Below are 13,170 nucleotides of genomic sequence, written 5' to 3'. Positions count from 1 at the left end.
GGTATGACCGAGACTCTCGATCCGACCGACTGGGCCATCCTGGCCGAGCTCCAGAACGACGCCCGGATCTCGCTGACCGAGCTCGGCCGCCGGGTGAACCTGAGCGCCTCCGCGACCACCGAGCGCGTCCGCCGGCTGGAGTCGGCCGGGATCATCACCGCGTATCGCGCCGAGGTGGATCTGACGAAGGTGGGTTACCCGGTGCTGGCCGTCGTACGACTGAAGTACCCCGGCAACAAGCACGAGCCCCTGCACCGGTTGCTCAAGGAACGCCACGAGATCCTCGAGTGTCTGCGCACCACCGGCGAGGACTGCTACACCCTGAAGGTCGCGGCGGCGTCGATGCCGCACCTCGAAGAGTTGGTCAACGAGCTCACCGACTTCGGCAGCACCACCACCAACCTCGTGTACTCCCAGACCCTCCCCCTGCGCGGCCCGCGGCAGACGCCGGAGTCAACGGTTTCCGCGTAGGCTGACCGGGTGAGGGTGCTCGTCACTGGGGCTGGTGGGCTACTGGGGAGCGAGATCGCGCGGGTGGCTGAGCACGAAGTGGTACCGGCGTACTACAGACAGCCAGTGCCGGGCGGGGTCCGGATGGATGTCCGGGATCGCGGCGAGGTCGAGGACGTCGTCCGCAAGGTCCGCCCGGACGGCATCATCCACACCGCGTTCCTGCAGTCGGACTGGGCGACGACCGCGGACGGTCCGGCCAATGTTGCCCTCGCGGCCCGCGGCATCAGACTCGTCTTCGTCTCGACGGACGTGGTCTTCGGCGGCGGCGACCACTCGTACGACGAGGACGCGAGCCCGTGCCCGGTCACGCCGTACGGCGCAGCGAAGGCAGCCGCCGAGACAGCGGTCCGAGCCATCGACCCGTCAGCCGTCGTCGCCCGGACCTCGCTGATCATCGGGTACGACGGCACGTCGTCGACGGAGCGCCTCGTGCACGCGCTGGCCGCGGGCGGGCCAGGTGCTTTGTACACCGGCAACATCCGCTGCCCGGTGCACGTCACCGACCTCGCGACCGCACTGCTCGAGCTCCTGGCGTCCGACCTCCAGGGCCCGGCCCATGTGGCCGGACCCCAAGCCGTCAACCGCCTCGAACTCGGTCGCATGATCGCGACCCGCGACGGCCTCGACCCGCAGTCGCTGCCCTTCACCCCCGGCTCGCCCTCGGATGTCCGGCTGGCCGGTGAGCGCACGCAGAAGCTCCTCACCACCCGGCTGCGGCCGGTCGGTGAGTTCCTCGGTTAGACCGTCTCGTCGACGGTCGTGGTGACCGGTGTCCCGAGCTCGACCGTGCGGCTGACCGTGCAGAGCCGGTCGTGCGACATCTTCACCGCGCGCGGCAACGCCTCGCGGGCCTTGTCGCCGTCCTCGCCCTCGGGGAATCCGATGGTGAGCTCGACCGCGAGGTTCTCCATCCGGTTGCCCTCCTCGGGGTCACGGACCTTGTCGCCGCGGACGACCGCCTTGAACTCCGTCGGCTCGGACCGGCGGCTGACCACGATGTCGACGTCGATCGCGGTGCAGGTGCCGATCGCCGCAAGCAGCAGCTCGATCGGGGTGAAGTCGGTGTCCTCACCACCCGAGCCGACCCGGATCGTGCCGCCGCGCGCGTTGCGGACCTCGTAGCTGCTGTTGGCCAGGCGCTCGAAGTGCACCTGCCGGAGAGTGTCGCCCATAACCGTCACATTCTGTTGCTTGTGGCAACGTCAGAGGTTCTTCAGTGCCTCGGCCGCCGGGGTCTGTCCGGCGACGAGCTCGAGGGTCCGGCCGATCGCGGCCGGGGTGTCGCAGAGGCCGGCCAGCACGAGCGCCACGTCGTCGCGGCTGATCCGGCCGTTGCCGATGTGCTCCGCGAGCTGGACCAGGCCGGTGCCGGGTTCGTTGGTGAGACCGCCCGGGCGCAGGATGGTCCAGTCGAGATCGCGCCGCCGCAGGTCCTCCTCGGCGGCCCACTTGGCCTTGAGGTAGGCGGTGAACACCTCGTCGTCGGTCAGCGAGTTCGCCCGGTCGGCGTTGATCGAGCCGACCTGGATGTGCCGCCGTACGCCGGCCTGCTCGGCAGCGTCCGCGAACAGCGCCGCGGCCCCCCGGTCGACGGTGTCCTTGCGCGCCTTCCCGCTGCCCGGCCCCGCACCGGCGGCGAAGATCGCCACGTCGGCTCCCGCCAGCACCTCGGCCACGGCAGCCGCGTCGACCTGTTCAAGGTCCAGTACGGCGGCCTGTCCGCCGGCGGCGGCGATGTCGGCTTCATGATCCGGGTTGCGAACCAGTCCGACTACCTCATGCCCGTCCCCGGCCATCAGCTTGGTCAACCGCAGCGCGATCTGCCCGTGTCCACCCGCAATCACCACTCGCATACCCCGAGCCTAACCCGCGACCGAATCAGGCAGACTGCTCCCGTGCCGCACGCAAGAACGACCGACGGCCAGCGGATCGCCTACCAGGTCCGGGGCGCCGGGCAACCGCTCGTGCTCCTGGCCGGCCAGTCCAACAACCACACCTGGTGGGACCCGGTCCGCGCCGACTTCGAAGCGTCGTACCAGACCATCACCCTCGACTGGCGCGGCACCGGTGACAGCGACAAGCCGGACGACGTCTACAGCACGCCCGGGTTCGCGGAGGACGTCATCGCCGTACTGGACGACCTCGGGCTGACCGCGGTCCACCTCTACGGCACGTCGATGGGTGGACGGGTCGCGCAGTGGGTAGCCATCAACCACCCCGACCGAGTGAGGGCGCTGGTCCTCGGGTGCACGTCACCGGGGGCGGCACATGGGTACGAGCGAAGCCAGGAGATCCGCCGCGCGCTGGCCGACTCCGAGAAGGCCGAGCGGGTGTTGCTCGAGCTGATGTACACGCCGGAGTGGCTGGCGGCGAACCCAGGCCCGCATCCGGTGCTCGGTGACGCGAGCATGCCGTCGTACGCGAAGGCTCGGCACCTGGTCGCGAGCAACAGGCACGACGCATGGGACGGCCTACCGAGCATCCCCGCGCCGACGCTCATCCTGCACGGGACCGACGACATCTTCAGCCCAGCGGCCAACGCGCAACTGCTCGCCGACCGCATCCCGCGAGCACGTGCCGAGCTCATCGCGGGCGCCCGGCACGCGTACTTCCACGAGTTCCACGCAGTCGCCGGGGCGGCGGTCCTACGGTTCCTGGGTGCGCAGGATCGGCCTTAAGGCCTCGAGTACGGCGGGATCCTCGATCGTCGACGGGATCGGTTCGTCGCGCCCGTCGGCGATACCGCGCATGGTCTTGCGCAGGATTTTCCCCGACCGAGTCTTGGGCAGCGCATCCACCACCGACACGTCCCGGAACGCGGCCACCGGCCCGATGTCCCGCCGTACCGCGGCCACCAACTCCTCGCGCAGGACCTCCTCGGGGATGTCGGCACCAGCCTTGAGTACGACGAGACCACGCGGAAGCTGGCCCTTCAATTCATCCTGCACACCGATCACCGCGCACTCGGCGACCGCCGGATGCGCGGCCAGCACGGCTTCCATGCTGCCGGTCGACAACCGGTGCCCGGCGACGTTGATGACGTCGTCGGTCCGGCCCATCACGAAGATGTACCCGTCGTCGTCGAGGTAACCGGAGTCGCCGGTCAGGTAGTAGCCGTCGTACCGGCTCAGGTAGTTGTCGATGTAGCGCTGGTCGTCACCCCACAGCGTCGGCAGCGCACCCGGCGGCAGCGGCAGCTTGATCGCGATCGCGCCCTCCTCGCCCGCCGGCAACTGGTTGCCGGTCGCGTCGAGGATCTGCAGGTTCCAGCCGGGCATCGGGACAGTCGCCGAGCCGGGCTTCGTCGGCAGCGGTTCGAGCCCGCGCGGGTTGGCGGCGATCGGCCAGCCGGTCTCGGTCTGCCACCAGTGATCGACCACCGGTACGCCGAGGTGCTCGTGCGCCCAGTGGTAGGTCTCCGGATCCAGTCGTTCACCGGCAAGGAACAGCGTCCGGAAGGCCGACAGGTCGTACTTCCCCAGCTCCAGAGCCTTTGGGTCGACTCGCTTGATCGCGCGGAACGCGGTCGGCGCGGTGAACAACGCCTTGGCGCCGTGCTCGGAGATCACCCGCCAGAACGCCCCGGCATCAGGGGTACCGACCGGTTTCCCCTCGTAGAGCACGGTCGTCGCGCCGACCAGCAACGGTGCGTAGACGATGTAGGAGTGGCCGACGACCCAGCCGACGTCGGAGGCCGTCCACCACACGTCACCCGGCCCGATGTCGTACACCGCGCGCATCGACCAGGACAGCGCGACCGCGTGACCGCCGTTGTCGCGGACCACGCCCTTCGGCTTCCCCGTCGTACCCGAGGTGTAAAGGATGTAGAGCGGATCGGTCGCGGCGACCGGCACCGGGTCGGCGGCCGCGGCGCCGGCGGTGAGGTCGGACCAGTCCAGATCGCGGTCGCCGAGCTTCGCGAGCGCGGCCTCGCGCTGGAGGACGACCGTGTGCTCCGGCTGGTGCCGGGTGAGCTCGAGGGCGGCGTCGACGATCGGCTTGTACTCGACCACGCGGGTCGGCTCGATCCCGCAGGACGCGGCGACGATCACCTTCGGCTCCGCGTCGTCGATCCGGGCCGCGAGCTCCTTCGGGGCGAAGCCGCCGAACACGACGGAGTGGATCGCGCCGAGTCGCGCGCACGCGAGCATCGCGACCGCAGCCTCCGGGACCATCGGCATGTAGACGATCACGCGGTCGCCCTTCCCGACGCCGAGTGACTCGAGCGCTCCGGCGAAGACGGCGACCTCGTCGCGCAGCTGCTGATAGGTCAGGGTCCGCTGGCCGGCGGTGACGGGCGAGTCGTAGATCAGCGCGGTCCGGTCGCCGTTGCCCGCTTCGAGGTGCCGGTCGAGCGCGTTGTACGACGTGTTCAGCTCGCCGTCCGGGAACCACCGGTACAGCGGCGCTCCCGCCGCGTCGAGGGCCCGTGCCGGTGGGCGGGTCCAGGAGATGGCGCCGGCCGCTTCCAGCCAGAACGCTTCCGGATCGTCGAGACTGCGCCGGTGGCTTTCCTCATACGCGCCCATGCCCTCATCGTGGCAGGGTTGGCGCATGACGGTAAGTGTCGACGACGTCCGCGCAGCGGCGAAGCGGATCGCCGGGCGGGTACGGCGTACGCCGGTGATCGAGGTCGCGCCGGGCCTCACCTTCAAGCTGGAGTTGCTCCAGCACACCGGGTCGTTCAAGCCACGCGGCGCGTTCAACCGACTGCTCACCGCGAGGGAGAACGGACACCTCACCGGCAAGGGACTCGTCGCGGCTTCAGGCGGCAACGCGGGCCTCGCGGCCGCTTACGCGGCTCGTGAGCTCGGGATCCCGGCGCGGATCTTCGTCCCCGCCACCACGCCCGCCGCGAAGGTCGCCAAGCTGCACACCCTGCAGGCCGAGGTCGTCCAGGTCGGAAACGAGTACGCCGAGGCGTACCAAGCGGCCCTCGAAGCTCGAGACGAGACGGGCGCGCTGCTGCTGCACGCCTACGACCAGCCCGAGGTGGTCGCCGGGCAAGGCACGATCGGGTTGGAGTTGCTCGACCAGGTCGGCGGGTTCGACACCGTGCTGGTCGCGGTCGGCGGCGGTGGGCTGATCGCGGGAATCGCGACCGCACTCGGAGACCAGGCTCGCGTCATCGGCATCGAACCCGAGCTCGCACCGACCTTCCACCACGCGCTCGAAGCAGGCGAGCCGGTCGACGTCCCGGTCGGCGGGGTCGCGGTCGACTCGCTGGGTGGCCGACGCCTGGGCGACCTGGCGTTCGCGGCGGCGACGCAGTACACCCTGTCCTCGCTGCTCGTCGACGACGACGCGATCGTTGCCGCGCGCAATGAGCTCTGGCGCGATCATCGCCTCGTGGTCGAGCACGGCGCCGCCGTCGCCTACGCCGCGCTCACGTCCGGGGTCTACCGCCCCGCGGCCGGCGAGCGGGTCGTGGTCATCGTCTGCGGAGCCAACACCGACCCCGCGACCCTCGGCTAACCCGCCCGTTTCTTCGGCCGGTCGTCGGCGAGGATCCAGGCGGCCAGGACGCCGGCGACCGCGCCGAACAGGTGACCCTGCCAGGAGATCCCGTCCTGCGGCAGCAGGCCGCCGAGCAGCGCACTCCCCCAGACCATGATCACCAGGACGCCGACCAGCACCTGGCTGAGCCGGCGGTTGAAGATGCCCCGCGCGATCAGGTACGCCGCGAACCCGAAGACCAGCCCGCTCGCGCCGATGGTGATCGTGTTCGGCGGTGAGATCAGCCAGGTGCCGATCCCGCCGATGACAGTGACGATCGCGGTGACCGCGAACAGCCGGGCCGCACCACTGAGCGCGATCAGCGCGCCGAGGGTCACCAGCGGCAGCGTGTTCGAGATCAGGTGGCCGAAGCCGAGGTGCAGGAACGGCGCGGTCACGACACCGAGCAGTCCCTCCGGATCGCGCGAGATGATCCCGTACTGATCGAGGGCGCCGTTCATCGCGGTGTCGACGATCTCGCTCAGCCACATCAGCCCGACGAGCAGCACGAGCAGCTTCAGCCCGCCGCCGATCCGGGCCGTGTCGACACTCCGACCGGTCCGTCGAGCCGGGGTCTGAAAGCTCATGTCTCAACGATGCCGTATCCACCCAAGTCTCAACCTGTGGCAGGCGCGGCGACAGCGGACGGTGATCTTTGCGATACTCCGGGTTGCAGTCGAGGGGTGGGGGAACGCGATGCCGGTAGCCGTCTATGTCCTTGGCCTGAGCATCTTCGCTCAGGGCACGTCCGAGCTGATGCTCGCCGGACTACTGCCTGAGCTGTCAGCGGACCTGGATGTCTCCATCCCCCAGGCCGGTCTGCTGATCTCGGCGTTCGCCGTCGGCATGCTGGTCGGAGCCCCGGTCCTCGCGGTCGTCACGCTCACCTGGTCCCGCCGTACGGCGCTGCTGCTCTTCTTGGCCGTGTTCGCCCTGACCCACGTCGCCGGTGCGCTCACGCCGAACTACGCCGTACTGCTCGTGACCCGAATCGTCGGCGCCTTCGTCTACGCCGGCTTCTGGTCGGTCGCGGCCGTCACCGTGGTCGCACTGGTCCCGGCGACTGCGCGCGCCCGAGCGATGAGCATCGTGACCGGCGGCCTCACCATTGCCACCATCGTCGGACTCCCGGCCGGCACGGTCATGGGCCAGCACCTCGGCTGGCGTACGGCGTTCTGGGCCGTCGCCGGACTCTGTGTCCTAGCGATGGCCGGTGTCCTCATCACGATCCCGGCAGGGCGACCAACCCCCGAGCAGACCCCGCGTCTCCGCAACGAAGTCCGGGCGCTCGTCAACTCCAGGCTGTGGCTGGCGTTCTGCACCACCGCACTGGTCACGACGACCATCCTGGTGGTGTTCAGCTACCTCGCTCCCCTGCTGATCCAGACCACCGGGCTCTCGCCGGCAGCCGTGCCCGGCGTCCTCGCGCTCTACGGTCTCGGCTCGTTCATCGGCATCACGCTCGGCGGCCGGACCGCGGACGCGCGGCCCTTCCACACCCTGTTCACCGGCGTCGCCGGCCTCAGCGTCCTGTCCGCCGTCCTGGCGCTCACCGCGACCGACCCCGTCGTCGCGATCGCGGTCATCGTGCTGCTCGGCGGCTTCGGCTTCGCGACCAACCCGGCGCTCAACGCCCGGGTCTTCAGCCTGGCCGGCGCCGCACCCACGCTGGCGACCGCGACCAACTTCTCCGCGTTCAACGTCGGCATCACAGCAGGGCCGTGGCTCGGCGGCCTGGCGATCGACGCCGGCGCGGGCTTCGCCGCACTCGGCTGGATCGCCGTGGCCACCGGGCTCACGGCCCTGGGCACTGTCGTGGTGGCAGCGCTGCTGCCGGTCAGTTCACCGGACCACCCGGGTCGATATGGCTCGGGTCGAACTCGGCGTGCCGGTTGAACACGTACTTGTTCAGCAGCCAGGTCAGCGCCCACAGCCCGACACCGATCAGCATCAGCCAGCCGGCGATCTTGTAGTCCGCCGAGGCCCGCCCGGACAGCGGGCTGGCCAGGTAGACGCACAGGACGGCGCCCAGCACCGGCAGCGCGGTCGGCGCGTGGAAGTGCTTGTGCTCCACCTGGTCCCGGCGCAGCACCAGTACGGCGACGTTCACGATCGCGAACACGCACAGCAGCAGGAGTGCCGTCGTACCACCGAGCGCTGCGAGGTCGGCGTACCCGATCAGGAAGAACGCGAGCAGCGTGGTGAACAGGATGGCCACGTACGGCGTCCGGCGCCGGTTCAGCACCCGGCCGAGTGGGCCGGGCAGGACCTGCTCGTGCGCCATGCCGTACAGCAGCCGGCTCGCCATCAGCATGTTGATCAGCGCCGAGTTCGCGACCGCGAACATCGTGATCCAGGCGAACACCTCGAGCGGGAAGCCCGGGGCGCCGGCCGAGACGACCTTCAGCAGCGGCGTCGAGCCCTGATTCAGGTCGTCCGGCGACACCAGCGTGACCGCCGAGATCGCGACCAGGACGTAGATGACACCGGTGATGCACAGGCCGGTCAGCATGATCTTGGGGAAGATCCGGACCGGGTCCTTGGTCTCCTCGGCCATGTTCACCGAGTCCTCGAAGCCGACCATCGCGAAGAACGCCAGCGCGGTCGCCGCGGTGACCGAACCGAAGGCGGTCTCACCGGACGGGGTGTTGAACTCGGTCAGCCGGGACGTGTCGCCGTCGCCGCTGCCGATCGCCCAGACACCGATCGCGATCACGATCAGCAGACCGGACAGCTCGACCAAGGTCAGCACGACGTTCGCCTTCACGCTCTCGCCGACGCCGCGCAGGTTCACCAGCGCGATCAGCGCCATGAAGCTCAGCGCGGTGATCATCAGCAGCGAACCGCGCTCGGGGTCGATGTCGGCGGCGGAGAAGAAGTTCGCCGCGAACGCCTTCGACGCGCTCGACGCCGAGGTGAGCCCGGAGCACATCACCGCGAAGGTGAGCAGGAAGGTGAGGAAGTGGATGCCGAACGCCTTGTGCGTGTACACCGCGGCGCCACCGGCCCGCGGGTACTTGGTGACGAGCTCCAGATAGCTCGTCGCGGTCAGCAGGGCCACGACGAACGCGCACAGGAACGGCAGCCAGACCGCCCCGCCGACCTCGCCGGCCACCTTGCCGGTCAGCGCGTAGACGCCGGTGCCGAGAATGTCCCCGACCACGAACAACAGCAACAGGCCGGGGCCCATGACCCGTTTCAGCTCGGGGCGCTCACCCGCCTTGGGCGCGGCGGCTGCACTAGCACTCTCACTCATCCGCGTCCTCGCTTCGCTCCGGGCGCGGATGAGGCTCCAATCACCCTGTGCCGAATGGTGAACTCGCTTCGCTCGCTCACTGTGCCTCCCTGGATTCGGTGCGTCGGTGGACCACATCCGGGGGTGCATGCGCAGGGCGGCGCTCAGGCCGTGACCGGAAGGTGACCGGCGGCCTGGGAGCATATGGCCCGTGATGCACCTTCGTCTCATCGTCCCACCGGATCGCAGCGAGCGCGTCCTGAACACGCTCGTCGACGACCCACGGGTGACCAGCATCGTCCGGGTCCAAGGCGCCGCGCACCGGCCGGCGGGCGACATGATCGAATGCGACGTCACCCGTGAGGCGATGTCGGAGATTCTCAGTTGGCTCAAGCAGCAAGGCCTGTACGACGACGGCGCGGTCGCCATGTCGTCGGTCGACGCGGCCCCCTCCCGTAACGCGCAGGCCGCGGAGAAGGCCGCGCCCGGCGCGCCGGACGACGCAGTGATCTGGGACGCCGTGGTCGACCAGGCCTACAACGAGGCCGGCGGGTCCTGGGTCTACTACGTGTTCCTGACGCTGGCCACGATGATCGCCGCCGTTGCCGTGGTCACCGACTCCTCGATCCTGGTGGTCGGCGCCATGGTCGTCGGTCCCGAGTTCGGCGTCGTCGCCGCGCTGGCGGTCGGCCTCTTCCTGCGCAAGCGCGGGCTGACCGAACGGTCGCTGTCGCTGCTGGTGAAAGGGTTCGTCTTCGCGATCGTGCTGACCACCCTCGCCGCGTTGCTGGCGCGGGCGGTCGGCTGGATCGACGTCGCCGACGTCACGGCCGACCGTCCGTTGACGGGCTTCATCTGGCGGCCCGACAAGTGGTCGGCGGTGGTCGCGGTCCTGGCCGGGTGTGCCGGGGTGCTCTCCCAGACCGCCGGTCGCGGCAACGCGCTGGTGGGGGTGTTCATCTCGGTCACCACCGTGCCGGCTGCCGGGGACCTGGCATTGTCGCTCGCCCTGTGGGTGCCGGACCACATCGGCGGCGCGGCCGCGCAACTGGGGATCAATCTCGCCGGGATGACCGCGGCCGGTGTGGTGACGCTGGTGCTGCAGCGGCGGATCTGGCGGCTGTACCTGCGGGCGAAACGCCGACGGGGTCAGGCGGGCGCGCGCGTTGAGGCTTGACCGGGCGTCCCCTGTCCGGTCCGCGCGCGCCCTGCTCAGCTAGTCGTACCCCATTCGGGGGTCGCTCGCACCACAGATTTCGCTGACGTATGTCGGACATGGCGCGAAGTTGCCAATCAGGTGAAAACGAATCCACAGGCATCCGGGAGACGAGATAGCCTGTCCGGGATCCGGTCGCGCGGGAGGGATGATGCTGGAGTCGCTGGGGGTGGAGCCGGCGGACGAAGAGGCCTATCGGGCCCTGCTGGCTGCACCGGGCTGCGAGCTGACCGAGTTCGTCAAACGTCTCGACCGCGACGAGAAGGACGTCGTCGCCACGGTCGAGCGGCTCGAGGAAGCCGGGTTGCTGACGACCACCTCCGACGATCCGCCCCGGCTGCTGCCGACGCGTCCGGACGTGGCCGTCGACGCGCTGGTCGCCGTACGGCGTGCGGAGCTGGACCGGGTTCGCGCCGAGGCCCGGGTGCTGCTGTCGGAGCTGCGGGCGCAGGAGCAGCACCGGCCGGAGAACCTGGTCGAGGTGATCGTCGGCCAGGAGGCGATCGCGGCCCGGTTCGCTCAGTTGCTGAACGGCACGCGGGAGCAACTGCTCGTGCTCGACCGGCCGCCGTACGCGTCCCGGCCAGGTGAGTCCGATCCCCGGGTCCGCGGGCTGCTGAGCGACGGAGTGGTTGTCCGGGGCATCTACTCCCCCGACTCCCTCGACGTGCCGGGCGGAGTGGACGAGGCGTACAGTGCGGCCGACGCCGGGGAGACGTCACGCGTGCATCCGCAGGTTCCGATGAAGCTGGCCGTGTTCGACCGCAAGATGGCGCTGCTGCCGTTGTCGGTGGACCAGTTGGTCGACACGGCGCTCGTCGTACACCCGTGTGCGCTGCTGGACGCGCTCATCGAGATGTTCACGCTGCTGTGGGACCAGGCGGTGCCGGTGGTGCCGCCGGCGACGACGGATCCGCTCGACGCGCGGCTGATGACACTGCTCGCCGCGGGGTTCAAGGACGACGCGATCGCGCGGCAGCTCGGGCTGAGCAGCCGTACGGTCGGCCGGCGGGTCGCCGAGCTGATGGAGACGCTGGGTGCGCGGACCAGGTTCCAGGCCGGGATCCACGCCCAGCGCCGCCATCTGCTCGAGGACTGATCAGCAGGTGCCGAGCATCTGCTGCAGGGCGGTCTTCTCCGCGGACTGCAGCGACAGGCCGTAGGTGTGCTTCACCCAGATCCACTCGCGCGCGTAGATGCAGTGCACCGAGGTGTTCGGCGGCTTCCAGGCCGACGGGTCCCGGTCGCCCTTCGAGCGGTTGCTCGACGCCGACACCGCGATCAGCTGCGCGATGCTCAGGTCGTTGGCGAACTGCTGCCGGCGTGACGTGCTCCACGTGTTGGCGCCGGACTTCCACGCCTCGGCCAGCGGCACGATGTGGTCGATGTCGACCGACGAGTCGTCGTTCACCCAGGTGGCGTCGTACACGCTGTACCACCGGCCGGCGGTCGGCTCGCACTGGCTGTCGACCGTGACGCCGGAGCCGTCGCGCTTGAGCACTTGGTCGCGGGTGTCGCAGGTCCCGGACTGGGTGATCCAGTGCGGGAACAGGTCCCGGCTGTAGCCGCTCGTCGAGCCTTCGGCCTTGACGGTGAGACCGGCGAGCTGGGTGGCCGCCGTACTCGCCGACGGCGGGGTCGGTGGGTAGGCCAGCACCGGTCCGGCGCTCAAGGCCCATGCCGTCACCGCGGCGACGGCAGTCATGACAAGAGTGGTGAAACGTCGCATCAGTCAGGCCTCCGAAGGGTCGGGCGGGTCCCCCCTGACGTGCTGCCCTCAGCCTTCCCCGATTACGCGCGGTAAGAAATTACTCACTGATGAAACGACGGTGAACGCTCTCGCTCAGGCAGGTTCGAAGCTGGCCAGCATCTCCTCCAGCGCCCGCTGGTCCGGTCCGACGAACGCATCAGCCTGCGGCGCCGTCTCCAGCAGGTCCAGGAACTCGCCCGTGTGCCTCGGTGCCGGTGGCAAGTGGCTGCTGAGGATGACCTCCGGATCCATCTCCCGCAGCGGTTGGACGGTACGCCGGAACGCGTCCTGCTCGACGTTGTGCACCCACGGGCTGTCGATGGTCGCCCAGAGCAACTGTCCGCCGCGCAGCGCGTCCGGCGGCGCGTCACTGACGTCACCACAGTCGGCGAGCTCGGACGTCGGCATCGGCGCACCGAAACAGTCGGAACTGAAGCAGGCCCGCGACCGGTCGTCGTAGAAGCCGACAGTCGCCGGGCTGTCGTACAGCGGTGGCCGGAACGCCGTCAGCGTGCGGTCGGCCAGCATCAGCGACTGGCCGGGGTTCAGCAGGTACAGCCTGTCCATCGGCAGCGGCCGCTCGGTGCTCATGATCCCCGCGCCGACGAACGTCGTGATCAGCCGTGCCTGTGGCGCCGCCTCCAGCAGGTCGAACAGGGAACCGGTGTGGTCCCGGTCCGGGTGGGTCAGCCAGATCCACCGCACGTCCCGCGGATCGACGACCGTGCCGAGGGAGTCCATGAAGCCCCGGTCCGGCAGGCTCAACCCGGTGTCGACCACCAGCGGTTCGGCCCCGAGCAGGACGAACGCGTTCACCGGCAGGAACCCGATGCCGGGCACCGGTATCTGGTCACTCAGCACGCTGATCTCAGCGCCGACACGATTGATACGCATGATGGTTCCCCCTTGGGAGTTCGGCCGTCCCCCTGCGAGACCGCTCCTCCTGGGAGCGTCCGTCGC

Annotated in this window: 14 protein-coding genes; 7 read left to right on the top strand and 7 right to left on the bottom strand. The window is 69.6% G+C overall.

What is annotated here, in order from left to right:
- Positions 1 to 3 precede the first annotated feature (3 nt).
- Both ACIBL3_RS24870 and ACIBL3_RS24865 read left to right on the top strand, forming a co-directional pair.
- Positions 4 to 471 carry an Lrp/AsnC family transcriptional regulator gene (locus tag ACIBL3_RS24870; RefSeq protein ID WP_396355928.1) on the top strand — a complete coding sequence of 156 codons (468 nt, stop codon included), beginning with the start codon at positions 4 to 6 and terminating at the stop codon, positions 469 to 471.
- 9 nt (positions 472 to 480) lie between these two features.
- Positions 481 to 1,254, top strand: coding sequence for an SDR family oxidoreductase (locus ACIBL3_RS24865; protein WP_396355927.1), 774 nt, complete (start codon positions 481 to 483; stop codon positions 1,252 to 1,254).
- Here ACIBL3_RS24865 and ACIBL3_RS24860 read toward each other — a convergent pair.
- Together ACIBL3_RS24860 and ACIBL3_RS24855 are read right to left on the bottom strand one after the other, a co-directional pair.
- A complete protein-coding gene (locus ACIBL3_RS24860) occupies positions 1,251 to 1,685 on the bottom strand; it encodes an OsmC family protein (RefSeq protein WP_396355926.1) in 435 nt (144 codons plus the stop codon). The two genes, ACIBL3_RS24865 and ACIBL3_RS24860, sit on opposite strands and share 4 nt — an antisense overlap.
- A 30-nt stretch (positions 1,686 to 1,715) precedes the next feature.
- The gene (locus ACIBL3_RS24855; protein ID WP_396355925.1) at positions 1,716 to 2,366 is read right to left on the bottom strand and encodes an SDR family oxidoreductase; all 651 of its coding nucleotides are present in this window, start codon (positions 2,364 to 2,366) and stop codon (positions 1,716 to 1,718) included.
- Positions 2,367 to 2,408: 42 nt separating this feature from the next.
- Between ACIBL3_RS24855 and ACIBL3_RS24850 the strand changes: the two genes are divergently transcribed.
- The gene (locus ACIBL3_RS24850) at positions 2,409 to 3,191 is read left to right on the top strand and encodes an alpha/beta fold hydrolase (protein WP_396355924.1); all 783 of its coding nucleotides are present in this window, start codon (positions 2,409 to 2,411) and stop codon (positions 3,189 to 3,191) included.
- Here the strand turns inward: ACIBL3_RS24850 and ACIBL3_RS24845 are convergent.
- Positions 3,159 to 5,042, bottom strand: a complete 1,884-nt coding sequence (locus ACIBL3_RS24845; RefSeq protein ID WP_396355923.1) for a propionyl-CoA synthetase — start codon at positions 5,040 to 5,042, stop codon at positions 3,159 to 3,161. The genes ACIBL3_RS24850 and ACIBL3_RS24845 overlap by 33 nt on opposite strands.
- 25 nt (positions 5,043 to 5,067) lie before the next feature.
- On the opposite strand from ACIBL3_RS24845, the gene ACIBL3_RS24840 reads away from it, so the two are divergent.
- Positions 5,068 to 5,988, top strand: a complete 921-nt coding sequence (locus tag ACIBL3_RS24840; protein WP_396355922.1) for a threonine/serine dehydratase — start codon at positions 5,068 to 5,070, stop codon at positions 5,986 to 5,988.
- Here the strand turns inward: ACIBL3_RS24840 and ACIBL3_RS24835 are convergent.
- Positions 5,985 to 6,596 carry a rhomboid family intramembrane serine protease gene (locus ACIBL3_RS24835; protein ID WP_396355921.1) on the bottom strand — a complete coding sequence of 204 codons (612 nt, stop codon included), beginning with the start codon at positions 6,594 to 6,596 and terminating at the stop codon, positions 5,985 to 5,987. The genes ACIBL3_RS24840 and ACIBL3_RS24835 overlap by 4 nt on opposite strands.
- Before the next feature lie 109 nt (positions 6,597 to 6,705).
- On the opposite strand from ACIBL3_RS24835, the gene ACIBL3_RS24830 reads away from it, so the two are divergent.
- Positions 6,706 to 7,905: a Cmx/CmrA family chloramphenicol efflux MFS transporter gene (locus ACIBL3_RS24830; protein ID WP_396355920.1), complete on the top strand. Its 1,200-nt coding sequence runs from the start codon at positions 6,706 to 6,708 to the stop codon at positions 7,903 to 7,905.
- On the opposite strand, the gene ACIBL3_RS24825 is transcribed toward ACIBL3_RS24830, so the two are convergent.
- A complete protein-coding gene (locus tag ACIBL3_RS24825; RefSeq protein WP_396355919.1) occupies positions 7,847 to 9,265 on the bottom strand; it encodes an APC family permease in 1,419 nt (472 codons plus the stop codon). The genes ACIBL3_RS24830 and ACIBL3_RS24825 overlap by 59 nt on opposite strands.
- A 193-nt stretch (positions 9,266 to 9,458) precedes the next feature.
- Between ACIBL3_RS24825 and ACIBL3_RS24820 the strand changes: the two genes are divergently transcribed.
- On the top strand, positions 9,459 to 10,421 hold the full coding sequence (locus ACIBL3_RS24820) for a DUF389 domain-containing protein (RefSeq protein WP_396356104.1): 963 nt from the start codon (positions 9,459 to 9,461) through the stop codon (positions 10,419 to 10,421).
- Positions 10,422 to 10,611: 190 nt separating this feature from the next.
- Positions 10,612 to 11,559 (top strand): LuxR C-terminal-related transcriptional regulator, encoded by a 948-nt coding sequence (locus ACIBL3_RS24815; protein ID WP_396355918.1) that lies wholly within the window; start codon positions 10,612 to 10,614, stop codon positions 11,557 to 11,559.
- Here the strand turns inward: ACIBL3_RS24815 and ACIBL3_RS24810 are convergent, their stop codons facing one another.
- Together ACIBL3_RS24810 and ACIBL3_RS24805 are read right to left on the bottom strand one after the other, a co-directional pair.
- Positions 11,560 to 12,165: an HNH endonuclease family protein gene (locus ACIBL3_RS24810; protein WP_396355917.1), complete on the bottom strand. Its 606-nt coding sequence runs from the start codon at positions 12,163 to 12,165 to the stop codon at positions 11,560 to 11,562. It lies immediately after the preceding gene.
- Positions 12,166 to 12,303: 138 nt separating this feature from the next.
- Entirely contained in the window at positions 12,304 to 13,104 is an 801-nt protein-coding gene (locus tag ACIBL3_RS24805; protein ID WP_396355916.1) for an MBL fold metallo-hydrolase, read from the bottom strand.
- Between the last annotated feature and the right edge of the window lie 66 nt (positions 13,105 to 13,170).

This window comes from Kribbella sp. NPDC050124 (assembly GCF_044460355.1).
GTDB lineage: Bacteria > Actinomycetota > Actinomycetes > Propionibacteriales > Kribbellaceae > Kribbella.
This window is presented reverse-complemented; position numbering and strand designations above follow the sequence as displayed.